Consider the following 25,796-nt stretch of genomic DNA (forward strand, 5'->3'; position numbering starts at 1 on the left):
TCGCCCGCTCATTGCCGCTGGGGCTACAGTTATTCACGTGTTGTTTGTTTTTAGTGATGTGAATGATTGCTCCCCAATTTTCTCTTGATAGAAAAGTAGCAAAAGATCAAGACAGCAGGCAGGCTTCTTTGCGCTCTTGGCCTTTACTCTGCAAAACCGGCAGAACCCGGGCTGGAAACATTTACGCATTGCTTCGCTTTGGCTTGCGCTTCAATAAAATTTCCTATGCCCCGCAGCCGCACCGGCCAGTATTGTTTTACCCGTTTTCTCATGAAGCTTTACTGCTGTCGGGATTCATAAACCGCTCGTCATTGCGAGGAACGAAGCAATCTCTAATCTATACAGGCAACCATGCAAGTCCGCTCTGCCTATGTAGAGATTGCTTCGTTCCTCGCAATGACGTGCATGGTTATGAGCTATGTGTTATAATCGTTCATCGACTAACTCAATATACAAATCCCTCCATTCAGGATTAATTAAATTAACTAAATGCTGTTTATGATCTCTACTATTGCCTTTAATTAATTTTTCAGCAGCAATAGCCTCTTCTATATGAGCGTACGGTTCATAGTAAACTAACTTGTAGCATTTATATCTGCTAGTAAAGCTTTTTGAGTAAAAGTTATTTTGATGTTGCCACACTCTACCTATTAAGTCAGATGTGACACCTGTATATAAAACTGTGTTTAATTTGTTGGTCATTATGTAAACATAACCTCCTCTTACGGATATCATATTGCAAAATAATAATTATTTATTTTAACCAAGCGTCATTGCGAGGAACGAAGCAATCTCTACATAAGTTGATCAATAGGCAAGTTTGCTCTGTATATTGTAGAGATTGCTTCGTTCCTCGCAATAACGTCCTACTTAAATTAATTACACAAAAAAAGCCATCCGCAAAACGAATGGCTTTCCAATATCTATCTCAAGTAAATCTTTATTCCAAAGTGATCTGTCTTTTAATGCTTTCCTCTAATGATATAAACGTCTCCGTACGCTGTACGCCGGTAATGCCCTGGATCTGCTCGTTAAGTATTTCGCGCAGGTGGGTGGTATCGTGGCACACAATTTTCGCGAAGATGCTCCAGCTGCCGGTGGTGTAATGCAGCTCTACAATCTCCTTTACGGCTTTTAGCTGCTTTACGGCCTCGTTATACTGTGAGCCTTTTTCCAGGTAAATACCCAGGAAGGCAGTTATATCATATCCAAGTTTTTGGGGATCGACTTCTAAAGTGGCGCCTTTGATCACACCCATCTCTTCCAACTTTTTCATACGCACATGGATGGTTCCGCCCGAAACGATCAATTCTTTTGCAATTTCCGTGTAAGGAGTGGTTGCATTCTTCATTAAAATCGATAAAATTTGGATATCAAGATTATCAATTTCTAAATTTTGGGCTTTTCTGTGGGTCATAAATTTTAAATTCTACACTAATGTAGAAGATAAATTCCAATAAAACTAAAAATAAAATATTTTTGTTGAAATATTTGCAAGGAATTGATGGGTCTGTTAGATTTGTAACAAGCAAAACGACCAATTGCAAACGTTCTTTACAAAACAAACATAATGTTGGGTGGTGAAATTTTTGGCAGACACACCTCCTTGTCCCGGTGGCGGAGATCATAGGAAACCCGAAGCGGGCTAACTACTCTGTGGAGGTTCGAATCCTTCCCCAACAGCAATTACCCGGCGGTAATTTTATCCTGTAGGATGGTGAAATTTTTGGCAGACACACCTCCTTGTCGCGGTGGCGGAGATCCTGGGAAACTCTTAGCAATAAGAATAACCACTCTGTGGAGGTTCGATTCCTTCTCCTACAGCTCTTCTCATAATTTAGGTTTATAATTGGTTAGTAAAGGCCTCCTGCCCATCAGGAGGTCTTACTTGTTTATAGGCTTTTCTGTTTAGGATTATTAAAAAAAATTTTAATAATGAACACCGAATTTTGAATTCGAACATCAAAGTAAAAAAACTTCATTACTCGACATTAAATATGCTGTGTTCGATATTATAAAAATGCTTTGGGCGTTAGGAAAGCGACGGGTTTACTTCGCCCCTCAGGCTTCACACAATCCCGCTCGACAATGACAGGATGGAGAAATGGCGTTTCAAAAGCGGAAATTTTAGTTCAAAACAAGTAGTTTTTTATCAAAAAGCAATAAAACTAAGGGTTAAAACAGGTTTTTTTAAGATCAAAATCCACTGTTTTAAGTGTAAATTGGGGCTAAAAAGTATCCAAAAACTGCGGTTTTTTGCTTCTTAACCTGTTTTTAGCATAAAAGTGTACCAAATGTCCCACTTGTTTCAATTGTATCGCAATACAGTACAATCAATTTTTACAGGATCTTAAACCCAACCCCCAGCGACCATATATTGGCCCGTTGCCCAAAGTCAGGGTTAATCTTACTCAACCCGCCTTCATATCGCAAGTCTATAGTAATAGAGCGCACGTCCACACCTGCGCCTACCTGGTAGCCTAAAGTACTGTTATTAAAATGCCCGAAATCGGCATAGGCGTCATTTACGTTAGTTTGGATGCTTTCATCCTTGTTGGCGAAGTAGGAATATACCGGCCCAGCCATAATCCTGAAATTCAGGCTCTGTGTACCGAAGGTTTCGCCAAACAGCAAAGGGAAATTCAAGGTAGTAAAGCGCACTTGTCCGTTAAAAGTATTGTCTTCGGAGTTGAATTTGCCGCCGGTACTGGCCAGGTAAAGCTCTGGCTGTATGTAAAATCCGGTACCAAAACGTGCAAAGGCACCTGCCTCAAAACCCGCAAGCGGGGAATCATGCAAATTCTCGGTATTAAGGCTAGAAAAATTTGGTCCGGCCTTAATGCCAAAACTGAACTGCGCTTTAGCGCTCATGCTAATCGCGATTAATAAAGTTATACTTAACAGATACTTTTTCATGTGTTTTACAGTTTGGTTAATAACGTGGTTTGATGCAAATGATTGTGAATGGTTTAACTACAATTACAGTAAATTTTGACTTTGGGACAATGTATTTTTTATATTTTTGTTGAAAATAAATAACATGGCAGAGATCAGCATATCAAACCAGCAATGGCCACGGGTTAAAATTAAAATTCAGCGCAAATATAACCACCTTACTGATGAGCAGTTGGCTTACACCGAAGGGCAGGAGGAAACCCTGATCAGCAAACTTATGCAGCTGGTTAACCGTAACAGGGAATACGTGGTTTTTACATTAAAAAAAGCCCTTGTAAATATTGATAATAATAGATTGTAATTAAATATGAGAAGTGAGATATGAGACACGCTTCATCGGGCGGATTCATAAAAAATCTCAAATCTAACGTCTCAAATCTCACATCTATCTAATAGTTTTTATAATTTACAGTTAATATTTATTGAGCATGAATACGAGTTTAAAATCTCAGATCTTATGTCTCAAATCTCATATCTAAATGAAAAGAAATTATAAAAAGCTATTGATTGCTGCAGGTGTTTTAACATTGGCAGTATCTGTTTGGAGTTTTAGTGATGATTTGTTCCAGGTATCTAAAAACCTGGATGTTTTTGCATCTTTATACAAAGAGGTTAACTTGAATTATGTAGATGATATCAATTCATCTAAAATGATAAAAACCGGAGTTGACGCCATGCTCGATGGCCTCGACCCGTACACTGAATTTGTCCCCGAATCTGAAATAGAAGAATACAAGCTGCACTATGTAAGTACCGAATACGGCGGCATAGGCGCGGGTATATTCAGTCGCGAAAATAATGTTTATGTATCTGATGTGTTTGAGGGATTTCCTGCCCAAAAAGCAGATATCCGGCCCGGCGACCAGATCATGAAGATCAACGGAATAGACTTGAACAGCAAAAACAGCGATGATGTTAGCTTGCTTTTAAAAGGTTCAAAAGGGGGCGTGATCAAGCTTTTGGTTAGGCGTGGTAATGATGCTCCCGTTGAAAAAGACCTGGTACGCGATCAGATAAAACAACCTAATGTTTCTTATTACGGCATGGTTGGTAATGTTGGGTATATCAAGCTTGACAGATTCCTGGAGAACTCCGGCGATGAAGTTACCGATGCGTTGGTCGCCTTAAAAAAGAATAATCCAAGCGGTATAATCCTGGATCTTCGCTCTAATGGCGGTGGTATTTTGCAGGAGGCAGTTAAAATTGTAAACCTGTTTGTGCCTAAAGGAACCGACATCGTTTCGCAACGCGGAAAAATAAAGGAAAAGGATATTACCTACACTACTACAAATCCACCATTAGAGCCTAATTTGCCACTGGTGGTTTTGGTGAATAGCCATTCGGCATCAGCATCAGAGATTGTTGCAGGATCTTTGCAGGATCTTGATCGTGCGGTGATCATCGGCCAGCGGAGTTTTGGTAAAGGCTTGGTACAACAAACATTTTCGCTACCATATAACAGCCTGGTTAAAATTACCATTGCTAAATATTATGTTCCATCCGGCAGGTGTATACAGGCTTTGGATTATACCCACCGCAAGGATGATGGTAGCGTTGTAAAGGTTGCAGATTCGCTAATGCACGAGTTTAAAACTAAGGATGGCCGTTCAGTATATGATGGCGGCGGCATTTATCCGGATATATTTATAAAGCAGGAACACTTTTCAAGCATCACCCAAAGCCTTTTAGGTAAACTGCTGGTATTTGATTATGCTACCCAATACCGCAATACGCATGCTAAAATTACTGATGCCCGGGATTTTACTTTATCAGATGCTGATTATGCTGACTTTGTAAAGTTCCTGGCTGATAAAAATTACAGCTATAATAGTCCGACCGAAAAGGCACTTGACCAAATGAAAGAGGCAGCCACAAAGGACAAGCAGTTTAGCGAGATACAAACCGAGTATGATAACCTTAAGGCCAAATTAGCAGCTACCAAACGCAACGATTTGCAAATACATAAAGACGAGATAAAACAAGTTTTAGAGAACGAAATAACATCGCGCTATTACTATGAAAAAGGCCGTTACGAGGTTAATTTTAGGTTTGATACGGATATTGCCCACGCCGTAAAAACCATGCAGGATAAAGCAGAACTGGATTCAATTACCAAAGGTATAGGGCATTATAAAATCATTGGTAAACCTGTAGCCGCGGTAGCAGTCGCTAAAAAAGCAATTAAAACAGATGCTGATAGTGAAGACGATAGCGATGGTCAGTAAATGAGTTAGTTATAAAAGCATAAAGCCCTCAAACGAGGGCTTTATGTTATCTGTAGAATTGATCTTAATTATCCGTTATTCTCATGCGCATGCTCTTCGCGGAAAAGCTTGGCACTTAAATAATCGCTGTTCATGCGCGAGATGTTGGTCAGGCTGATCTCTTTAGGGCATTCAGCTTCGCAGGCACCGGTATTGGTGCAGTTACCAAAACCTTCAGCATCCATTTGCGCAACCATTGATTGTGCACGGCTATAACGCTCTGGCTGGCCTTGCGGCAACAATGCGAATTGCGATATTTTAGCCGATACGAACAACATAGCCGAAGCATTTTTACAAGCTGCAACACAGGCACCGCAACCAATACAGGTAGCAGAGTTAAACGCCTCGTCGGCGATCACTTTAGGGATCGCGATCTCATTAGCATCAGGAACACCACCGGTATTTACAGATACGTAGCCACCAGCTTGTTGTATACGGTCAAACGCCGAGCGGTCAACTGCCAAATCCTTAACAACAGGGAATGGTGCAGCACGCCAAGGCTCAATCGTAATGGTTTGCCCATCGTGGAAAGTACGCATGTGCAGCTGGCATGTTGTAATTGCCCTTTTCGGGCCATGCGGGTGACCGTTGATATATAACGAACACATCCCGCAAATACCTTCGCGGCAATCATGGTCGAAATGGATCGGCTCATCGTTTTTATGGATCAGGCTTTCATTTACCACATCCAGCATCTCCAGGAACGACATATCCGGCGAAATACCTTCAGCCTGGTAAGTCACAAACTTGCCCGCGGTTTGTGCATTTTTTTGGCGCCATACTTTCAGCGTCAGGTTCATGTTTCCGTTAGTACTCATTATCTTAGATTTGAGATGTGAGATTTGAGATATGAGATAAGCTCCAACTCCAACCTTACACCAATTATTTACTTAACATCTGCTGAAATGAATAACTCATTTTTTGCAGCTCATCAATTTGATTTAACAATACATTTAACAGATCATCATCTATTAAACTTAACTTATTGCATATTACTAATTGTGTTTGCAGTTCATATGATGAACCATTAGCAATGCCTAAAAAATGCGCAAACTCCCTTTTCGAGTTTCTACCAGCACCTTCTGCAATATTTGAGGAGATTGAAACTGCGGCTCTTCTTGATTGACTTGTTAAACCAAATCTTTCATCAGAAGGAAAAGCAGATGTGGCTTTATAAACATTCACAGCCAAATCCATTGCTTTATTCCAAATTTTCAATTCCTTTAAATTGTGCATTTCTTTTATTAGATGTGAGATATGTGATATGAGATTAAGCGCATACAAAAAGTCTCAAATCTCAATACTCACATCTTATTTATAATTCCTTTGTGTTAAATGCACGTATTCAAATTCCAATGCTTCTTTGTGCAGGGTTTCAGGCTGATTTTCTCCCTTAAATTCCCATGCGCCAACAAACGCAAAGTTCTCATCATCGCGTAAAGCCTCACCTTCCGGTGTTTGCGACTCTAACCTGAAGTGGCCACCACATGATTCGTTACGCATTAAAGCGTCATCAACCATCAGTTCGCCAAGCTCTAAAAAGTCTGCTACACGGCCTGCTTTTTCAAGCGATGCGTTTACTTCCTCGTTCTCGCCCAAAACAATAGCGTTTTTCCAGAAGTCGGCACGTAAAGCCTGTATTAAACCTTTAGCTTTGGTTAAGCCTTCAGCAGTACGGGCCATTCCGCAATATTCCCACATAATGTGGCCTAATTCGCGGTGGTACTCGCTAACTGTTTTAGTACCTCTGAGCGCTAATAATTTAGCTATGTAATCTGTTACATCTTTCTTAGTTTGTGCAAAAGCAGGATGGTTAGCATCAACCGGTTTCGGGCCGATAGTAGCTAAATAATCACCCAAAGTGAACGGGATCACGAAGTAACCATCAGACAAGCCCTGCATCAAAGCAGAAGCGCCTAAGCGGTTAGCGCCGTGGTCAGAGAAATTACATTCGCCCAAAGCATATAATCCAGGTACGTTTGTGCTCAGGTTGTAATCAACCCAAAGGCCACCCATTGTATAGTGAACCGCAGGGTAAATACGCATTGGCTGGGTATATGGATCCTCATCAGTGATCTGGTAATACATGTCGAACAAGTTGCCGTATTTAGCAGCTACCGCGTCTTTACCAAGCCTGGCTATAGAATCAGCAAAATCAAGGAATACTGCTACGCCTGAACCGCCAACACCTTTACCCTCGTCAACCATTTCCTTAGCGTTACGTGAAGCCACGTCGCGCGGAACAAGGTTACCGAATGATGGATATTTTCTTTCTAAAAAGTAATCTCTGTCCGCTTCACCAACTTGCGATGCTTTGATGGCACCTTTACGCAATTGCTCAGCAATTTCTTTAGTTTTTGGTGCCCAAACACGTCCGTCGTTACGCAATGATTCCGACATCAAAGTCAGTTTTGATTGGTGATCGCCGGTTACCGGGATACAAGTCGGGTGGATCTGTGTATAGCAAGGGTTAGCGAAGAAAGCGCCGCGTTTGTGTGCCCTCCAGGCTGCCGTCACGTTTGAACCTGCCGCGTTAGTCGACAAATAGAACACATTACCGTAACCACCTGTACAAAGCAATACAGCATGACCGGTGTGGGTACCGATTTCGCCGGTAGTTAAGCTACGGGTAATAATACCTTGTGCTTTTCCATCAACAATAACCACATCCAGCATTTCGGTACGGGTGTACATTTTAACCTTACCGTGATGAATCTGGCGGTTTAACGCTGAATAAGCACCTAACAGCAATTGTTGTCCAGTTTGGCCCCTCGCGTAGAAGGTACGGGATACCTGCGCGCCACCGAATGAACGGTTATCCAGCAAACCTCCGTAATCACGTGCAAATGGAACGCCCTGAGCAACACATTGATCGATGATATTCACTGATACCTCGGCCAAACGGTAAACGTTAGCTTCGCGGGCACGGTAGTCACCACCTTTAATGGTATCGTAAAATAAACGGTAAACGCTGTCACCGTCATTCTGGTAGTTCTTAGCAGCATTAATACCACCCTGTGCAGCGATAGAGTGCGCGCGGCGCGGACTATCCTGGAAACAAAATGCTTTAACATTGTAACCCAATTCGGCTAATGATGCTGCAGCAGAAGCACCCGCCAAACCTGTACCTACCACAATAATGTCGTACTTACGTTTGTTTGCAGGGTTAACCAGCTTAAGGTCGAACTTATGCTTGCTCCATTTTTTGGCTAATGGGCCCTCTGGAATTTTAGCACTTAAACTCATGTTCTTTTATTTATTTAGTGATTGAGTGAGTTAGCGATTGAGTGATTATCTAACTTAAACAACCTAATCAACTTATTTATTTATTCAGACTCATAAAATAATACACAACCGGCATGGCGGCAAAGCCTAACGGGATTATTACCGCGAATAACCAGGTGCCGATAAACTCAACAATTGGTGTGTATTTACGGTGAACCCAACCCAAAGTGCGAAACGCGCTCTGAAAACCGTGCAGCAAGTGGAACGATAACGCGCCCATAGCTACTACATATAATATCACATACCAGATGTTGCTGAAGCTATGTGCTACTTTAGCATGGATATCCTTTACACGAACGATCTCAACATTATTTTCAACAGTTGCTGAATGCTCAAATGTTGGTGAAAGCGGGGTGTAGTCGCTTTCGGTTGTTTGGTTGGTAGCCAGATCGGTGCGATACTCCTTAAAAGCTACATCATTGGTAAATTTGTATTTGTACCAAAAATCGCCCATGTGCACTACCAGGAAGAAAAACAGGATAGAACCCAAAAGCCCCATATTTTTTGATGACCACGATGCAGGTGCCTTGTTTACTACAGCATAACCTACAGGGCGTGCTCTGCGGTTACTTACCGTAAGGATTAAAGCGTATAATGCATGTACTATTATCGCAATGTATAATATGTAAGCTATAACTTCAATTGGCGGAAAATGCGTTAAAAAGTTGGCATATAGGTTAAAACCATAACCATTATCGTTACGAAATAATAACAGGTTACCGCCTAAGTGTACAATTATAAAGGTACACAGAAACAAGCCTGTTAAAGCCATGATCAGCTTTTTGCCCAGCGATGAGTTAAAGGTTTGTTTAAATTCGCTCATTATGAATTAGATTTATTTCCGCAAAAGTATTTATTATATGCCAAAACATATAAATGCATTTGGATATTTGCCGCTGAATTAGCTATTTAGAAACAATCTAAGCTTTACATAATATTTGCACTGTATAGGTATTGATTTATATTAGTGCGCACCTAATATTTATCCTGTGAAATATTTATATTTTTTTCTTTTAGTTTTGGCCATCAGTGCTTGTAACCGTAACAAATATGTTGAGTTTAATGGTATCATGACCGGCGTAAACAATGGCGCTTTTGTAGTGGAAGATCAGCAAGGCAAACAACTTATATCTGTATTTATTACTGATGGGAAATTTCAAGCCAAGACCCTCTTACCGGCGAAGGGTTTTTATGATGTATACATTACACCGGATATTGAAACCCACACCAGCAAAAGGCTTTTTGAAATGTATTTAGAAGGTGGAACTTACACGATATCGGCAGATAAAGATAAAATGTACCTATACCCGGCAGTTAAATCTGATTCTAAAATTCAAAATGAGCTGTCGGATTATTATAGTATTGCTTTAAAGCAACAACATGATGTTGTACAGCAGCAGGATAGCATTAATGATATGCTTTATAGCCCTAACACACCGGTAGTAGTTAAAAGCCCGGAGTATTATGCTTTGCTAAAACAACTTAATGAAGCTAAACAAGGCGCTGACAGCATACAAGCTAAAGCCTTAGGTAATTTTGTTACTAAAAATCCGCAGAATGAGGTTGAGGCCTTTTTGCTTTCACAAATTGATTATAAAAAGCAACCAAAGGATTATTATACCATCTATCAAAAGTTTACCGACGAGCAAAAGAAAACCCCTGAAGGCCGGCAGGAAGGTGATGAACTATTGCAATTAGTTAAAAGCAAGAGTAAATAACGCTTAATCTATCGCAATTACCTTATTTTGGGCGATTGCAAAAATGCGGTCGGTTTGCCTGTTGCGGATGGCAACCCTGCCTGTAAACTTACCGAATGAGGGTAATATCGCCTGCTTATCGCCAAAGGCAAAGCAAGGTAATGTTAAATGCTGCCTCGCGCGGCCTGATAAGCTTATTCCCGGGTGAATGTGCCCGCAAAAAACATAGCCTTTGACGTTCTCCAAAGCTTCATCAGTCAATGGGTGGTGCAGCATCACAAACGGGCCGATCAGCAATTCATCATGAAGCGCGACATTTAAATCAAGATAATGCTTATCGTGGATAATATCGTGGTTACCGCGGATCAGGATCAGTTCCAATTTTGGGAAATGCTTGCGCCACAACACAAACCAATCCCAGTCGGTATTTAAATCACTGTGAAAAAGGTCGCCCAGGAAAATGATCTTTTTGGGTTTATGTTCGTCGATCAGGTCCGATAGCACTGCCAGGTCATCCTGCTCCATATCGCGCGGAACGGCAATGCCGGCCTTGCGAAAATGCCCAACCTTGCCCAAATGCACATCTGCAACAATGAGCGCTTTTTCCTGCTGCCAGTAAATAGCTTTCTGAGGTAGAAGAAGAAGATCCTGATCGAGTAAATGGAAAGTAACAGCGGTAGTTTTTACCATCCTGCAAAAATAACAAAGCCACGCTTAGGATTAAAAATTAAATTTTTACAGAGGCAGAAGAAAAAATGAGTTTAAACGTACTGCCCACATCTTTTTTAGATTCAACTTCTATCCTGATGGCATGAAAATCGGCAATAGATTTAACAATAGGCAAGCCTAAGCCAAAGCTATCCTGCTGCAGGGATTGTTTCAGCTTTTTAAAACGATTGAATATAAAAGGCAAATTCTCGGGACTGATACCAATGCCGGTATCTATCACCTTTACTATGAATTTATTATTTTCAAATATGGCCTCAATGCGGATCTCGCCATCCTCGCGGTTGTACTTTATCGCGTTATTAATGAGGTTAAAAAACAGGTTAAATAGCAAGAACTTATTTACTTGGATGAGCTCAAAGTCACTCCGGATATCTAATTTCAAACTGATGTTTTTATCCTGCAAACGAATGGAAATCTCGTCATAAACTTCACCAAGCAAACTGCTTATTCTAATTTTATCCTCCTTTAAAAACTGGTCGTTTTCAATTTGCGAAATAAGCAGCAAAGTTTTGGTAATACTTTTCAGGCGATTCAGGATCCGCTGCATTTCCAAAAGACGTACTTTCAATTCATCGGAAATATCCTCTTGTTCAAACAGATTCTCAATTTTTGATTGCATGATGGATATCGGAGTCATCAGCTCATGCGAGGCATTGGAGATAAACTCACGTTCTTTCTGAAATGTGCTCTCAATGGTTTGGATCATTTCATGGATACTCAGATCCAAACGCTGAAAATCGTCCGTACTGGTTTTAACTTCTTTATACGAACCAAAATTCGGGAATTTTTGCCCGACGAGCTTTGTTTTGATAATGAGCGCCAATGGCCGCAGGATATAATCTGAATACACCTGGTCGGCTATAATGGTTAGTATAACAATTACGATCAATACTACAAAAGCAATGCTTTGCAAGGGGGCGGTACGTTCATTTACGGTATCCAGGCTAATACCTATCTCCAGTAAATATTTTTTGTTATCAGCCTTAAAATCATGACTTAATATGCGGTATTGAATGGTATCGGCCTCAACCTTACGGGCTTCGTTTTTAATATTATCGAGGTTTTCATCGGTAGTGTCCTCATCCAAACTTACATACACATCTTTAATGGGCGTATAGCCGGCATAGCTTTTCCCATCCTCAATATAATACTTAATACCAACGTTTTTTACCGTTTGCAAAACCTCGTCGCGTTGTTTACGCAAGCGTGTATCAGTATAATTGATGTTGATGTTTTTGATCAAAACCGGCAAAAGCGAAACAAACAGCACCACAATAACCAACTTGGAGATGGCATTAAAGAGTGTGAGTTTGGTTCTGAGTTTCAAATGCTAAGCGTTAATTTTTACTTTATAGCCTAAACCACGCACCGTTTCCAGCCAATCGGGCGAGGAAAATGCGTTTAACTTTTTGCGGATGTTTTTAATGTGCGCATCAATGTAATTAGAGTCGTAATCGTCATTAATAATGCTGCCCCAAATATGCTCGCTCAACTGATTACGGGTAACCGTTCGGTTTTTGTGCAGAATAAGGTAAGCGATCAGGTCGAACTCTTTTTTAGTGATGGTTGAGATTTCCGCATCATGATGTGTGATAACTCTGTCTGTTAGGTTTACATGAAACTCGCCCAGTTCAACAATATTATTCTTAAGCCCGAATTTACGGCGCGTAATAGCCTGCATGCGGCTTTGCAATTCAAGTAACGAAAATGGCTTGGCTAAATAATCATCTGCGCCCATATCCAAACCTTTAATACGGTCATAAATTTCGGCACGGGCGGTCAGGATAATATAGGCAGCTTCGGGGTTGCTGGCTTTAGCTTCTTTTAACAGGTCGAGGCCCTCATAATCTGGCAAACCCAAGTCTATCAGGATAAAATCATACAAATTCACAGCCACCCTTTCAGACGCGGTTGTACCATCGTAGCAAACCTCGCACACATAGTTGTAATTGGTTAAAAAAATCTCCAACTCTTTGGCAAGCGCCTTTTCATCCTCAATAATTAAAACATTCATGCGGTGCTAATAAAAAACGTAGTAAAATGTTAAATTATAAAATGATTCCTTCGTGTTCATCAATTCGCCTTCCACGTTTACAGGAATTGAATATTTGTAAGCAAACTCAATGGTGTAATGCGGCCTGTTATATGCGATTGGTACTTTAAAGCTATAGTTAAGTGCATTAAACATGCCGTTCAGATGCGCTGTATGTTGTTCATCCGGTTGATTAGCGAATATGTTATTCTGATCCTGGCGGTACTGGTAATCAAGCGAATATCGCTGTACAAAATTTTGTGTACCTAATATTAAGCTTACCCCCGGGGTAAAGGTAAAGTAATCCTTATCATCAAAAATATTAAAATTAGTTTCGAAGTGATGGGAAGTATTCAACGTTACAAAATAATCATGCGACTTGCCGAAAAGGTAATCCAATGTAACCCCTGATTTCATGATGCCCCAGTCATAGGCATTATTCCAGTTAACATCATTGGATGAGGCCGACATGATGATGTGCGCATTTGAATTAAAAAAGAAGTGGGTGAAACTAGCCGTTCCCGTAAAATTTTTAGTGTACTTATAAAGATATCCGGCACCTGCGTCAATCTCGTCATATAGCTGCCCATAGCCAAGTACCTTTAAGGCCGAAGCGTACAGAAAAAAGCCATTCTTGGTATTGTAAATAGCATCGACAGATCCATAAGGGTATTTTATGGGGCCGGTACGGCCAAAAAACATCACATCGCTGCCATAATTGGCACCAACAATTAATGATTGCTTGCGCACAACTGTATCCGTATCAGCAGCTTTATGTGGGGTGTCGGCATCAATAAAGCGCAGCTTTAACACATCTGCTTTTACAGTTGCAGTGGTTAATAAAAAAAGCATTACGCAAAAATATTTCATCTCTGGCTATATAATTAAATTACTAATTGTCATTTCTCCTTGGAATTTCAGGTGGTTGCTCTAAACCTTCAGGCCGGCGCGCACGCTTAGTCCTTGGCTTAGTAACGGTAGTTCCGTCAGTTGGCGTAAGTTTTTCGGGTTTAGGCTGCCGCCTGGCTCTTGCTATTTCCTTAATCTTTTTCTTATCGTCTGAATCCTGGTGCTTAACATTTTTTGTTGTCGAGGTATCTTTTAACAGACTAACCTGCGCCGGCAAAGTTACACCATCAATAATAACAGCTGTGTGCTTAGCTGCTCTTTTGGCAAATGATAAACCGGGCGCCATAATCAATAACAGGACAATATACGCAAACCACTTTATCATTCAGAAGGAGGAAATCTTTAAAATATGTTAAAATTAGAATTTTATATAGTATTGCCACAAGGAATGGCAAAATTGGTTTAATATTTTTACGGTATGGCTCTGCTAATAACGCTAATAGCCTGAGATCGTCAGGCTATTGGCAGTTTTTTAAGCTAAATTATATTTTAGCGCGTTAATAATTAAAATAGGGGTAATATTATTATGTTGTTATATTAATACCTTTTGAGGTATAAATACGCTGTTGATCATCAATGATCACACAACCTATCTGGTTAAGCTTATTTACAAGATAAAGGCCCGCGTTTACACCAATGCTAATTAATGGGTTTGCCATAGCAGCTGATAATTCAGCACTTGGGCTTATTACTCCCATGCTAACTATAGCACTTACCGGGAATCCCTTTTTTACATTTAATTTTTTTAGCGCGATTTTATTGATCGGTGTAGCATTAATATTGCTGTTTAAAGCGGTCGCTAAACACATATCGCTAATATTCAAATCAGCATAAGCAACGTGATGCAATTCAGGTCAGCTGCTGCAACTGTCCAGGGTTGATCGTCGGGCTGTAAACCCCAGGTTAACAAATCCCCGCCTGCGTTTATAACACCGCTGCTGATACCTTGTAATTGCAATATGTATTTTGCCCTGTCGGCTGCATAACCTTTACTGTTTGCTGCAAAGCTTATACGCATGCCATCTTGTTTTAAAAATACGGTCATCGCTTTAGCATCAAGCATAACGCTTTGGTAATTGCTTTGAGTTAAAGTTTTGGTGTTTTTGAGTGATGAGGCTGATTGTGCATCTACTGATAAATAAGTGATATCAAATGCCCCGTAAGTTAGTTCAGATATTTGAAGCGCACGGTCTATCAGCCAAAATATTTCAGGGTTAACTTTTACCGCTTGTATACCCGCATTGCGGTTAATATCGGTGATGTTGCTGTTAAAAGCGCTTAATAATTTTTCAACGCGATTAATTTCATTTATTGCATGAGCAATTTGCTCCTCGGCGCACAACTCATCTTTAGCAACAACACTTATCTCAAACTGGTTTCCCATCAGCCAAATTGAGCGCCTGAAGATGTTTAAGCTATCCTTTAAGGTTTTTACTGCCAGCATAGTAATAAATTAAAATTCGTTATCAAACTTATCCCCTCACACATGTTATCAGACTGCAATAATCGCGTGTAGTTTAACAGCAAAAATATTATTAGCCTGATATTATAATACTAAAGTAACGGAGCTTTATGAAATTGAAATGAAATTGAAATGCTCCGGATAAGCAAATGACTTTACAGGCGGATTGGCACATAATTGTGACAATATTTTGATGTGTTGAGCATGTGCAGATGCGCGGATATGCAAATATGCAGATGAAAAAAAGAATGCGGATGTTCAGATCGTCGAACTATTTAGGTTCCGTCATCTGCACATCCGCACATTTATATCTCTGCAAATCAATATCATTTGCACATTAGAAAGTTACGCTACCGTACCTTCTTTCAGCTTTTCAGCGTTTTCAGCAAATTGAAGGGCTTCCATAATTTCAAGAATATCGCCATTCATCACCCCCGGTAAGTTATATATGGTTAAACCGATACGGTGTTCGGTGAGCCTTCCCTGCGGATAGTTGTAAGTACGTACTTTAGCCGACCTGTCGCCGGTAGAAACCATAGTTTTGCGTTTCTTAGAGGTTTCTTCCAGGTGCTTTTGCAGCTCCATTTCATACACACGCGAACGTAATACCTGTAGAGCCTTATCATAGTTTTTTAACTGAGATTTTTGGTCCTGGCACTGTGCCACAATACCCGTAGGTAAGTGGGTTAAACGCACAGCTGAATAAGTTGTATTTACCGACTGCCCACCCGGACCAGACGCGCAGAACAGATCCTTACGGATATCACTAACCTGCAGGTCGATATCAAACTCATCAACCTCCGGCAAAACAACAACAGTTGCTGCTGAGGTATGCACACGGCCCTGGGTTTCGGTATCAGGTACGCGTTGCACACGGTGAACGCCTGATTCATATTTTAAGGTGCCGTAAGCATCTTCGGCAATGATCTTGAATACAATTTCCTTATAACCGCCTGATGTACCTTCGGTATAATCAACCAATTCAGTTTTCCAGCCACGTTTTTCGCAAAAACGCATGTACATGCGGTAAAGGTCGCCTGCAAAAAGCGCAGCCTCATCACCACCCGTACCACCGCGAATTTCAACGATGGCATTTTTAGAATCTTCAGGATCTTTCGGGATCAGCATCAAACGGATAACTTCTTCCATTTCGTCGCGTTTTACCAAAAGCTCATCCAATTCACTTTTAGCCATTTCGCGAAACTCCTCATCCTTTTCAGTAGCTAAAATTTCTTTATTACTGTCGATATTGCTCATGATGTTGCGGTAGATGTTATACTCGTCAACAATCTTGGCCAAATCTTTATATTCCTTATTTAATTGGGCAAAGCGTTTCATATCAGCCATGGCATCAGGGCTGCTTAATTCTGCTTCAACGTTTTTCCAGCGCTGAAATATCGCTTCTAATTTTTCTAACATATAATTTATTGAGATAAACAGTCATGCGCCTGCTACGGTTTAAACTGCTGCTTTAAAAGCCCACAAAAGTACGATTTTTCAGGCAGATTTTAATTCACCTGATTGTAAAAGGTATTTGATGTGCAAATATGCAGATGTGCGGATGTGCAAATGATGTTTTAACAATAGTATTTTGATGTAAATAAGATGCTCTATAATTTGCACCTCTTCATATTCACGCATTTGCACATCAATAAATCATCTGCACATCAAACAAAGTATTCCAGCTTCACATCCTCACCATCAAATACAGCGTAGGAGCTGTAATAAACCCATTCGCCGAGATTGATATAACGGCTTTTACCATCCAGGTCGATATCCAGTGGCACATGGCGGTGCCCAAACATCATGTAATCATAGAAAGTTTGCTGCAATACTTGGCGGCAATAGATCACCAGCCATTCCTGCTGGGTGTCTACCTTATCTTTATCTTTAGCCCCGGCAATCCGGCTATGCTGCGACCAGTAATTGGCTATCCCAACACCCAAGTTTGGATGCAGACGCGCAAATAACCATTGACATAAATTACTGCGGAAGAATTTCTTTAGCACCTTGTACATGCTGTCGCCCGGCCCTAAACCGTCGCCGTGATGCAGGAAGAATTTTTTGCCATTACGTTCGATAATCAATTCATCGCTTACAATGGTTGCGCCAAGTTCCTTTTCAAAATAATTGAACATCCACATATCGTGATTGCCCTTAAAAAAGTAAATTTTGATGCCCGAATCGCTTAACTCTGCTAACTTGCCCAGCAACCGGATATATCCCCTGGGTACCACAGTTTTATACTCGAACCAAAAGTCAAACAGATCGCCCATTAAAAAAACTTCCGCGGCATCGGTTTTTATCATATTCAGCCAACGCACTAAACGGTCTTCGCGTTCGCGGCTGCTTTCATAATTGCCCGACCCGAGGTGAACATCGGAAGCGAAATATAATTTAGTGCGATCTGGCATTTTTTAACAATGACGACTAATGAAAAAAGCCTGTTAATAATATTAACACAACCAATACAATTATTGGATTAGTAATGCTTTTAGGATAATAGTCATCCTCCGGGAAATATTTTTTAAAGAAGTAAAAGGTTAATACCAAGCCGCCTATCAAATTCGCAACGAGCGATAAACCGGCCAATAAAAATAGCTGAGGATCTAAATGCGTTGGGTCTATCACCTTAGGCATAGGAAAGAAATGATTGAGCACCAGATTTTCGGCTACAACAAATAGTATCGTAAATATTACTACGCCTAAAACTGCTTTTTTATAACCTGCAGCTATTAAATTTAATATTAACAGTATGCTGCCAAATATTGGTGTAGGGAATATTGAAAAACTCAGTATCGCATTTCTTGAGTATATCTCAACATAATCATCGTCCTGTACTTCAGGTACGTTGTTTTCATCCAATTCCATTGGGCAAATATAATATTAAAAACAGCATACGTATAAACGCTTTACATACAAAAAAGGCTCCCTTTTTTTAGGAAGCCCTTTGTACAATCAAATTGCATTAATATATTAATGGTCGTGGCCGTGGTCGCCATCATGGCCGTGGTCACCTCCATTTCCATGATCGCCATAACCACCGTGGCCCCAATCCCTGCGGCCATCATCGCCATGCCAGTGATTTGCATAGTGGTTATCGTGTGCGTCGCGAATAACGCCCTGGTCGTGACGACCCCTGAATCCTGCATAATGGTTACGGTAATATCCATCGCGTAACCATGGGTTACGGTTGTTATTAATTACCACTTTGTAACCGTGGTACATATCATAATTGTGATATCTGTCAGGCAAATAACCACGGTGTACCCATACATTATTTTCTAAATAAATATATTGGTGGGCGTTAATATCATAATATGCGCCAATATCAGGCATATAATAATAATCTGCATGGTCATAGCCAACAGGGCCCCATTCAGGTTGTGCGCCAATATTCACGCCTACACTAAAATGGAGCTGTGCACTGGCATTTTTAAAGGTAAAGCAGCTTAAAATAATTACTGCTGCAAGGATTAGCTTTTTCATAATTTTTGTTATTTGCAAGGTATGACAGTTACCGGCTCAAAAGGTTTAGAATATTTATAATGATATTATTAAATGCTTATTAAACGAATTATTATTTCTTGACAAATTAAAAAATATATTATTACAACATGTAAGGTTTGTTTCATCATAAAGCATGTACCTCGCTCTCGCTCTTTCCACTTTACCACAAATGCTTATCTTTATCCTCCTATAAATTAAATAAAATGACAAAAACTGCCCTTTTATTTGCATCAGCATTTTTAATTTGCAGCCAACTGCACGCGCAACAAATGACTACTATAAAAACATTACCCTATCCGAAAACTAAGAAAGTTGATACTATAAATACCTACTTCGGTACACAGGTGCCCGACCCATATCACTGGCTGGAAGACGACCTTGCCGATGATACAAAGGGATGGGTAAAGGAAGAAAATAAAGTAACTGAGAATTACCTGTCGCAAATCCCATACCGCGAAACTATTCGTAAGCGCCTGGAAACTTTGTGGAACTATGAGAAATATAGTGCCCCTTTTAAAGAAGGTAAATACACTTACTTTTATAAGAACGATGGCTTGCAAAGCCAGGCAGTTTTGTACCGCCAGTTAGGCGATGGCGCACCTGAAGTGTTTTTAGATCCGAATACTTTTTCAAAGGACGGAACCACATCCATGCAGGGCATCGATTTTACTAAGGATGGCAGCATGGCGGTTTACCAACTATCCGAGGGCGGCTCTGACTGGCGCAAGGTAATCATTATTAATACTGCGGATAAAAGCACAGTTGGCGATACGCTGATCGATGTAAAATTCAGCGGGATTGCCTGGCATGGCAACGATGGTTTTTATTACAGTAGCTATGAAAAACCAAAAGAAGGGAGCCAGCTTGCTGGAGTAACTGATCATCATAAACTGTTCTACCATAAACTGGGTACACCGCAAAGTACAGATAAGCTGATTTTTGGAGGTGAGGTTACACCTCGCCGTTACATTGGCGCTTACCTAACCGAAGATGAACGATTTTTAGTGATCACCACCGCCAATACCACTACCGGTAACGAGCTTTACATCCAGGATTTAAGCAAACCGGGCAGCCCGATTGTAAATGTGGTTGATAATTTTGATAATGAACATCATGTGCTTTGTAACGAGGGCAGCAAGCTGTATATCCTGACTAATTTATATTCGCCATATTTTAAACTGGTAACGGTTGATGCTTCATCGCCCAAACCTATTTACTGGAAGGATTTTATCCCGCAAACTAAAAATGTGCTGACTGCCTCAACAGGTGGTGGTAAAATATTCGCACAGTATTTAAAGGATGCGACTTCATTGGTCGAACAATACAGCATGGATGGTAAGCTGGAGCGTAATATTGCGCTGCCATCGGTTGGTACGGCAAGCGGTTTCAGTGCTAAGATTGAGGAGAAAGACATCTATTACACATTCACCAATTACGTTTATCCGTCTACTATTTTTAAGTATGATATAGCGAGCGGAAAATCGACCCTGTATAAAAAATCGGGTGTAAAGTTCGATCCGGAATTGTATCGATCAGAGCAGGTTTTCTACCCATCAAAAGATGGCACTAAGATCCCGATGATCATCACCTATAAAAAAGGAACGGTGATGAATGGCAAAAATCCGCTATTGCTGTACGCCTATGGTGGTTTCGGTGTAAGCTTAACCCCGGCGTTCAGTACATCAAACATTATCTTGCTGGAACATGGCGGTATCTACGCGGTAGCCAACCTGCGAGGCGGCGGCGAGTATGGTGAAAAATGGCATAAGCAAGGCATCAAGCTAAAAAAGCAAAATGTGTTTGACGATTTTATCGCCGCTGCCGAATACCTGATCAAGCATAAATATACCGCTAAGGAGTACCTGGCAATTTCAGGCGGATCAAACGGCGGTTTGCTGATCGGAGCGATGATTACCCAAAGGCCTGATCTGTTTAAAGTAGCGTTCCCCGCAGTAGGCGTACTGGATATATTGCGCTACAATAAATTTACTGCCGGGGCAGGGTGGAGCTATGATTACGGTACAGCCGAAGATTCACAGGAGATGTTTGAATACCTGTATAAATATTCGCCTTACCATGCGCTGAAACAGGAAGTTTATCCTGCCGTGATGATCACTACCGGCGACCACGACGATAGGGTAGTACCTGCGCACTCTTTCAAATTCGCGGCGAGATTGCAGGAATACCAGCAAGGCCCGGCGCCGGTACTGATCCGGATTGAAACTAAAGCAGGCCATGGTGCAGGTAAATCAACCGCACAGGTGATTAACGAGCAGGCTGATAAATGGGCATTTATGTTTGAGAATTTGGGGATCAATCCGCAGTAATTCTCCATCATGTCATTGCTTCTTCCCCGTAATGACATAGAGCACAAATCCCAATTTATTTTTAACTTTAAGCCAATGTTAACTAACCCATATATTACTCCTACTAATGAAAAACAAGATTTCTGTTTTGCTGCTTATTTTGCTTTCGGCTATGACTGCTAAGGCACAAAATTTACTTACTCCCGAACTGCTTTGGAAACTCGGCAGGGTAAGCGGCAAGGGAATTTCTAAAGACGGCAAATATGTGATCTATACCGTTGGTGTGCCTGATATTGCTGCAAATAAGGTTATTACCAAAACATATAGCCTGCCTATTGCAGGCGGTACGCCATTCCAGGTTACCGATTTGAGCGAGTGGATGGCTGATGACAAAATATCTCCGGACGGAAAATACAAGATCAGCAGCCTGGATATCAAAGTGAAAAAGGTTTCGGGGATTGATTATTATCCCGACCTGAAAAGAAGCAATGTTTTGATATATGATAGCCTTAATTATCGCCACTGGGATACCTGGTCGGATGGTAAGTTTGGACACGTTATGCTTGCACCGATGGTTAACGGCAAACCGGGTAAGGCCAAAGACCTGATGCCGGGTGAGCCGTATGATTGTCCGCTAAAACCGGATGGCGGCGAAGAAGACTACATTTGGAATGCCGATGGCACAAAGGTAGTTTATGTTTGTAAAAAGAAATTCGGTACGGCTTATGCCATCAGCACAAATACGGATATTTATGCCTATGATATCGCTACCGGTATAACTACCAACTTAACGGCTGATAACCCGGGTTACGACCTGCAGCCTACTTTCAACAAAAAGAACCAGATGGCCTGGCTGCAAATGAAACGCGATGGTTATGAAAGCGATAAGCAGGATTTGGTGGTTACCAATGGCACTACTAAAATTAATTTAACCGCCCAGCGTGACGATATTCATGTGGAAGGCTACAAGTGGGCCGAGGACGGCAAAAGCCTTTTCTTTACAGCGCCGATAAATGGTACTTCGCAGTTGTTTAATGTGGTTTACCCAACATCGGCCAAAGCAAAACCTGTAATTACCCAGGTGACAGCAGGGGATTTTGATGTGAATGAAATTGTTGGCCAGTCTGGTAAAACTTTGGTAGTTACCCGTGGCGATTTTAACCATGCCAACGAGCTTTACACAGTTGACGTTACCAGTGGCTTTATGAAGCAGCTGAGCCATGTAAATGATGATATTTACGGTGGCCTGGCGATGTGCAAAACTGAGAGGCGCTCTGTTAAAACTGTCGATGGTAAGGATATGCTGGTTTGGGTGATCTATCCGCCAAATTTTGATAAAAACAAAAAATATCCTGCTTTACTATATTGCGAAGGCGGACCGCAAAGTCCCTTAACGCAGTTTTATTCTTTCAGGTGGAATTTGCAGTTGATGGCCTCAAACGGATATATTATTGTAGCGCCAAACCGTCGCGGTATGCCGGGGCATGGTACCGAATGGAATGAGGAAATCAGCAAGGATCATGGTGGTTTAGCCATCAAAGATTACCTGAGCGCCATTGATAATATGAGTGCAGAGCCTTTTGTAGATAAAGACCGTTTGGGTTGCGTTGGCGCAAGTTATGGCGGTTATTCGGTTTATATGCTGGCGGGGGTACACAAAAAACGTTTTAAAACCTTTATCGCGCACGATGGAATCTTCGATTTCCGGAGTATGTATGGCACGACCGAAGAAATGTGGTTCCCGAACTGGGATTACGGAGGCCCGTACTGGGATAAAAATAATGCCGCTGCTCAAAAATCATATAAGGAATTCTCGCCAAGCAACTATGTAGCCAACTGGGATACCCCAATCCTGATCTTTCACGGTGAAAAGGATTTTCGTGTACCTTTGGAGCAAGGTTTACAGGCATTCCAGGCAGCGCAGTTACAAGGTATTAAGAGTCGCCTGATAGTAATGCAGGATGAGAACCACTGGGTGCTGCATCCGCAGAACGCGCTGGTATGGCAGCATGAGTTTTATAAGTGGTTGAAGGAGACATTGTAATGTTCAACCTTAAACAGACTCACGAAGTTTTTAAACTTCGTGATTCTAAAAAGGTCGCCATTATTTCTCACTCAACTGCCTGTTAACTGCCTCCAACTTCGCTATCACATCATTAAAGTGTTTTTGCCTTCTTTTTATGCTTATTGGCTTTAGGTACAACCAGGCAAAAGCCATGCATAAAAAGGTTATAGCATAAAAAGCTATCCCGCTTATGCGTGTCATGTGCGTAAAGGGCTGTACTAAAAATAGAAATAGCCCTGCGGACAATAGCACGAAATAAATATTAGTCATTACCGTATCTAAAAAGGCGCTTTTTCTGTTAATAGTGATTAGTTGGTTTAAATATTCCTGGTTGCTGATCTCGGGCTTAACCTTAAACAATAGTGGGATCATTTGATTATAGGCTATTAAGTATGATATATAGGCTAGTATCATCAATACTGCACCAATCTTGCTGATAAGCCACTCATTTGTAATTGTACTATTTGCATAAATTGTGATTGCAATAGTTAACAGCAATACCACGTTCAGAAATATCAGTTTAGTCCTGAACAGGTACTTTAATCTTTCAGCTTTAATAATTAGTTGTTTAATATCGGGTTGGGCATCAACAGGTTGTTTGTTCCACAATGCCTTAAGGTCTAATTCACTACTCATAATTTTCAAATTTTTTAGCTAAGCGTTCTTTGATTCGATAAATTTTTACCCGGGTGTTTGTTTCGCTTAAACCCACAATTTTGGCAATTTCAGCTTGTTTCAAATCTTCCAGCTCTAACGATATGATTAGCCTGTCAATCTCGGGTAATTCAGCAATGCACTTATATAGAAACTTTACCGCCGGCTCTGTGTCATGCGGAATGATTTCTTCTATCTGTTCAGGGAATTCAGTTTTTGGCATCCTGTTGCTTCGTTCTATCTGCCGCAGGCAATGGTTGGAAGCAATACGAAAGATCCAGGTACCGATGGCCGACTCATGCCTGAATTTGGGTAACTGCTGCCAAACGGTAATGAAGGTTTCCTGTGCTATATCTTTTGCCCAGTCATGGTCGTTCACATAACCCATGCAAATACGGAACACCTTGCTCCAATAGATTTTATAGATCTCCTCAAATTTCATCGAACTTTTTAATTGCCATATCGTTTGTTTTCTGTTAGATACGGGAAAATTTAAAATGCTACATAGCCAAGCTAATTATAATTATTATGTTTAGGAGTTAAATATCGCCATTGAAAAAAATACGCCCGATACAGCTTATCGCTGTTATTTTCTTTACAGTTTCAGGCGGCCCTTATGGGTTGGAGCTTTTATTAACCTATGCCGGGCAGCATGGCGCTATCCTTTTATTATTACTTACACCATTGCTGTGGGATGTCCCCGCGATATATACCGTACTTGAGCTTAACAGCATGATGCCCGTTACCGGCGGCTATTACAAATGGGTAAAATATGCATTAGGCACACGCCTGGGATTTTACGAAGGCTGGTGGACCTGGCTTTATACTTTTGTAGACCTGGCGATTTACCCGGTGCTGTTTGTGACTTATGCAGGTTACTTCTTCCCGGATACCGTAGCTTATAAAATCCCGATCTGCCTGATGTTTATCTGGGTTTCTGCCGGGTTAAATATATTGGGGATAGTCCCGGTAGGGAAAGTGTCGTTATTTTTAGGGGCTGTGGTTTTAACACCGTTTATCATTTTATTTGTGATGGCATTTACACACCATACCGGGAGCATTGCCTTGCCTGCACCATCCTTAAAAGGATTACCATTTCCATCATTAGGTATGGCATTGTATACCATTATGTGGAACTGTTTAGGCTGGGATAATACCACAACCTATGCCGAGGAAGTTGATAACCCGGTCCGTTCATATTTCACTTCAACTATTATTGCCTTTGCAATGGTTATCGTGGTTTATTTTTTGGTGATCTGGGTATCGCAATTCTCGGGCATCAGTCCGGCTGTTTTGGGCAATAGGGGTTTTCCTGCAGTTGGCGAAATTTTTGGCGGGCATTGGCTCGGTACCTTAATAGCCATCGGTGGTATGGCAAGTTGCCTGGGTATTTATGCCTCGGTTTTGTTATCAGTTTCCCGCGTGCCGATGGTTATGGCAGAGGATAAACTTTTGCCATTAATTCTCAATAAACAGCATAAACGGTTTAATACACCCTATATTTCCATTATCGTTTGTTCCATCGTAGTAAGCGCCATGATCAATTGGAATCTGGAGGCGCTGTTTATTATTGATGTAACTATTTATGGCGCTGGCTTATCATTGGAGTATATTTCGCTCATCAAGCTCCGTATAAAAGAGCCCGCTACCTATCGTCCATTCAAAATACCATTAGGTGTCCGCGGATTGTGTATTGCCGTCGCGTTCCCGGTGATCGTTTATTTTGTGGCATTTACAGGCGCATTGTCATCAACCAAGAATGGTGTTGCCGCTGCGCTGTTCGCCGCTATCCTGTTATGTAGCGCCGAGGGCTTATGGCAAATCGTAAAAAGGCGTGAGGCTTTTAAATTGAGTGATAATTAATTTCTGTGGATTTTGTTTTTGCTTCAGCCATAGCAATGCTTATTATTAAATTAATTTACTGAAGG

The 25,796-nt window shown here is 41.1% G+C and carries 27 protein-coding genes and 1 tRNA gene; 7 read left to right on the forward strand and 21 right to left on the reverse strand.

Annotated elements, in window-relative coordinates:
- Window positions 1–143: 143 nt before the first annotated feature.
- From ACYZ0U_RS06085 to ACYZ0U_RS06095, 3 genes are all read right to left on the reverse strand, one after another.
- Entirely contained in the window at window positions 144–272 is a 129-nt protein-coding gene (locus tag ACYZ0U_RS06085; RefSeq protein ID WP_461450890.1) for a hypothetical protein, read from the reverse strand.
- Between the two features lie 151 nt (window positions 273–423).
- The gene (locus ACYZ0U_RS06090; protein ID WP_461450892.1) at window positions 424–735 is read right to left on the reverse strand and encodes a GIY-YIG nuclease family protein; all 312 of its coding nucleotides are present in this window, start codon (window positions 733–735) and stop codon (window positions 424–426) included.
- A 205-nt stretch (window positions 736–940) separates the two neighbouring features.
- Window positions 941–1,417 (reverse strand): Lrp/AsnC ligand binding domain-containing protein, encoded by a 477-nt coding sequence (locus ACYZ0U_RS06095; protein WP_461450894.1) that lies wholly within the window; start codon window positions 1,415–1,417, stop codon window positions 941–943.
- 154 nt (window positions 1,418–1,571) lie between these two features.
- Between ACYZ0U_RS06095 and ACYZ0U_RS06100 the strand changes: the two genes are divergently transcribed.
- Window positions 1,572–1,683 (forward strand) — tRNA-Asp (locus tag ACYZ0U_RS06100).
- A gap of 657 nt (window positions 1,684–2,340) precedes the next feature.
- Here the strand turns inward: ACYZ0U_RS06100 and ACYZ0U_RS06105 are convergent.
- Window positions 2,341–2,916: a porin family protein gene (locus ACYZ0U_RS06105; RefSeq protein WP_461450896.1), complete on the reverse strand. Its 576-nt coding sequence runs from the start codon at window positions 2,914–2,916 to the stop codon at window positions 2,341–2,343.
- Window positions 2,917–3,040: 124 nt separating this feature from the next.
- Here ACYZ0U_RS06105 and ACYZ0U_RS06110 point away from each other — a divergent pair, with 124 nt between their 5' ends.
- Window positions 3,041–3,256 carry a hypothetical protein gene (locus tag ACYZ0U_RS06110; protein ID WP_461450898.1) on the forward strand — a complete coding sequence of 72 codons (216 nt, stop codon included), beginning with the start codon at window positions 3,041–3,043 and terminating at the stop codon, window positions 3,254–3,256.
- A 178-nt stretch (window positions 3,257–3,434) separates the two neighbouring features.
- Window positions 3,435–5,180 carry a S41 family peptidase gene (locus ACYZ0U_RS06115; protein ID WP_461450900.1) on the forward strand — a complete coding sequence of 582 codons (1,746 nt, stop codon included), beginning with the start codon at window positions 3,435–3,437 and terminating at the stop codon, window positions 5,178–5,180.
- A gap of 68 nt (window positions 5,181–5,248) precedes the next feature.
- Here the strand turns inward: ACYZ0U_RS06115 and ACYZ0U_RS06120 are convergent, their stop codons facing one another.
- From ACYZ0U_RS06120 to ACYZ0U_RS06135, 4 genes are all read right to left on the reverse strand, one after another.
- A complete protein-coding gene (locus ACYZ0U_RS06120) occupies window positions 5,249–6,037 on the reverse strand; it encodes a succinate dehydrogenase/fumarate reductase iron-sulfur subunit (protein ID WP_461450902.1) in 789 nt (262 codons plus the stop codon).
- A gap of 64 nt (window positions 6,038–6,101) precedes the next feature.
- On the reverse strand, window positions 6,102–6,455 hold the full coding sequence (locus ACYZ0U_RS06125; protein ID WP_461450904.1) for a four helix bundle protein: 354 nt from the start codon (window positions 6,453–6,455) through the stop codon (window positions 6,102–6,104).
- A 75-nt stretch (window positions 6,456–6,530) separates the two neighbouring features.
- Entirely contained in the window at window positions 6,531–8,465 is a 1,935-nt protein-coding gene (locus tag ACYZ0U_RS06130; RefSeq protein ID WP_461450906.1) for a fumarate reductase/succinate dehydrogenase flavoprotein subunit, read from the reverse strand.
- A gap of 76 nt (window positions 8,466–8,541) precedes the next feature.
- Window positions 8,542–9,327, reverse strand: coding sequence for a succinate dehydrogenase cytochrome b subunit (locus ACYZ0U_RS06135; protein WP_461450908.1), 786 nt, complete (start codon window positions 9,325–9,327; stop codon window positions 8,542–8,544).
- Between the two features lie 166 nt (window positions 9,328–9,493).
- Between ACYZ0U_RS06135 and ACYZ0U_RS06140 the strand changes: the two genes are divergently transcribed.
- Window positions 9,494–10,222, forward strand: a complete 729-nt coding sequence (locus tag ACYZ0U_RS06140; RefSeq protein WP_461450910.1) for a hypothetical protein — start codon at window positions 9,494–9,496, stop codon at window positions 10,220–10,222.
- 3 nt (window positions 10,223–10,225) lie between these two features.
- On the opposite strand, the gene pdeM is transcribed toward ACYZ0U_RS06140, so the two are convergent.
- The 11 genes from pdeM to ACYZ0U_RS06195 form a co-directional block, all read right to left on the reverse strand.
- Window positions 10,226–10,891, reverse strand: a complete 666-nt coding sequence (gene pdeM / locus ACYZ0U_RS06145) for a ligase-associated DNA damage response endonuclease PdeM (protein WP_461450912.1) — start codon at window positions 10,889–10,891, stop codon at window positions 10,226–10,228.
- A gap of 37 nt (window positions 10,892–10,928) precedes the next feature.
- Window positions 10,929–12,257: a sensor histidine kinase gene (locus ACYZ0U_RS06150; protein ID WP_461450914.1), complete on the reverse strand. Its 1,329-nt coding sequence runs from the start codon at window positions 12,255–12,257 to the stop codon at window positions 10,929–10,931.
- Between the two features lie 3 nt (window positions 12,258–12,260).
- The gene (locus ACYZ0U_RS06155) at window positions 12,261–12,944 is read right to left on the reverse strand and encodes a response regulator transcription factor (RefSeq protein ID WP_461450916.1); all 684 of its coding nucleotides are present in this window, start codon (window positions 12,942–12,944) and stop codon (window positions 12,261–12,263) included.
- Between the two features lie 6 nt (window positions 12,945–12,950).
- The gene (locus ACYZ0U_RS06160) at window positions 12,951–13,814 is read right to left on the reverse strand and encodes a hypothetical protein (RefSeq protein ID WP_461450918.1); all 864 of its coding nucleotides are present in this window, start codon (window positions 13,812–13,814) and stop codon (window positions 12,951–12,953) included.
- A 40-nt stretch (window positions 13,815–13,854) separates the two neighbouring features.
- A complete protein-coding gene (locus tag ACYZ0U_RS06165; RefSeq protein WP_461450920.1) occupies window positions 13,855–14,157 on the reverse strand; it encodes a hypothetical protein in 303 nt (100 codons plus the stop codon).
- A 238-nt stretch (window positions 14,158–14,395) separates the two neighbouring features.
- Window positions 14,396–14,680, reverse strand: coding sequence for a hypothetical protein (locus ACYZ0U_RS06170; RefSeq protein ID WP_461450922.1), 285 nt, complete (start codon window positions 14,678–14,680; stop codon window positions 14,396–14,398).
- An 11-nt stretch (window positions 14,681–14,691) separates the two neighbouring features.
- Window positions 14,692–15,315, reverse strand: coding sequence for an FAD:protein FMN transferase (locus ACYZ0U_RS06175; protein ID WP_461450924.1), 624 nt, complete (start codon window positions 15,313–15,315; stop codon window positions 14,692–14,694).
- A gap of 363 nt (window positions 15,316–15,678) precedes the next feature.
- Window positions 15,679–16,752: a peptide chain release factor 1 gene (gene prfA / locus ACYZ0U_RS06180; protein ID WP_461450928.1), complete on the reverse strand. Its 1,074-nt coding sequence runs from the start codon at window positions 16,750–16,752 to the stop codon at window positions 15,679–15,681.
- A 248-nt stretch (window positions 16,753–17,000) separates the two neighbouring features.
- Complete coding sequence (locus tag ACYZ0U_RS06185) at window positions 17,001–17,747, reverse strand: UDP-2,3-diacylglucosamine diphosphatase (RefSeq protein WP_461450930.1); 747 nt, start codon at window positions 17,745–17,747, stop codon at window positions 17,001–17,003.
- Between the two features lie 16 nt (window positions 17,748–17,763).
- Window positions 17,764–18,204: a hypothetical protein gene (locus ACYZ0U_RS06190; protein WP_461450932.1), complete on the reverse strand. Its 441-nt coding sequence runs from the start codon at window positions 18,202–18,204 to the stop codon at window positions 17,764–17,766.
- A gap of 105 nt (window positions 18,205–18,309) precedes the next feature.
- Window positions 18,310–18,822: a hypothetical protein gene (locus ACYZ0U_RS06195; RefSeq protein WP_461450934.1), complete on the reverse strand. Its 513-nt coding sequence runs from the start codon at window positions 18,820–18,822 to the stop codon at window positions 18,310–18,312.
- Window positions 18,823–19,046: 224 nt separating this feature from the next.
- On the opposite strand from ACYZ0U_RS06195, the gene ACYZ0U_RS06200 reads away from it, so the two are divergent.
- Window positions 19,047–21,170, forward strand: coding sequence for a prolyl oligopeptidase family serine peptidase (locus ACYZ0U_RS06200; RefSeq protein WP_461450936.1), 2,124 nt, complete (start codon window positions 19,047–19,049; stop codon window positions 21,168–21,170).
- A 106-nt stretch (window positions 21,171–21,276) separates the two neighbouring features.
- Window positions 21,277–23,193 (forward strand): S9 family peptidase, encoded by a 1,917-nt coding sequence (locus ACYZ0U_RS06205; protein WP_461450938.1) that lies wholly within the window; start codon window positions 21,277–21,279, stop codon window positions 23,191–23,193.
- Between the two features lie 60 nt (window positions 23,194–23,253).
- On the opposite strand, the gene ACYZ0U_RS06210 is transcribed toward ACYZ0U_RS06205, so the two are convergent.
- Both ACYZ0U_RS06210 and ACYZ0U_RS06215 read right to left on the reverse strand, forming a co-directional pair.
- Window positions 23,254–23,850 carry a hypothetical protein gene (locus tag ACYZ0U_RS06210; RefSeq protein WP_461450940.1) on the reverse strand — a complete coding sequence of 199 codons (597 nt, stop codon included), beginning with the start codon at window positions 23,848–23,850 and terminating at the stop codon, window positions 23,254–23,256.
- Window positions 23,843–24,310, reverse strand: a complete 468-nt coding sequence (locus ACYZ0U_RS06215; protein ID WP_461450942.1) for an RNA polymerase sigma factor — start codon at window positions 24,308–24,310, stop codon at window positions 23,843–23,845. Before ACYZ0U_RS06215 ends, ACYZ0U_RS06210 begins: the two co-directional genes overlap by 8 nt.
- A gap of 110 nt (window positions 24,311–24,420) precedes the next feature.
- On the opposite strand from ACYZ0U_RS06215, the gene ACYZ0U_RS06220 reads away from it, so the two are divergent.
- A complete protein-coding gene (locus ACYZ0U_RS06220; RefSeq protein WP_461450944.1) occupies window positions 24,421–25,731 on the forward strand; it encodes an APC family permease in 1,311 nt (436 codons plus the stop codon).
- Window positions 25,732–25,796 lie beyond the last annotated feature (65 nt).

Source organism: Mucilaginibacter sp. (assembly GCF_965225845.1).
Taxonomy (GTDB): domain Bacteria; phylum Bacteroidota; class Bacteroidia; order Sphingobacteriales; family Sphingobacteriaceae; genus Mucilaginibacter.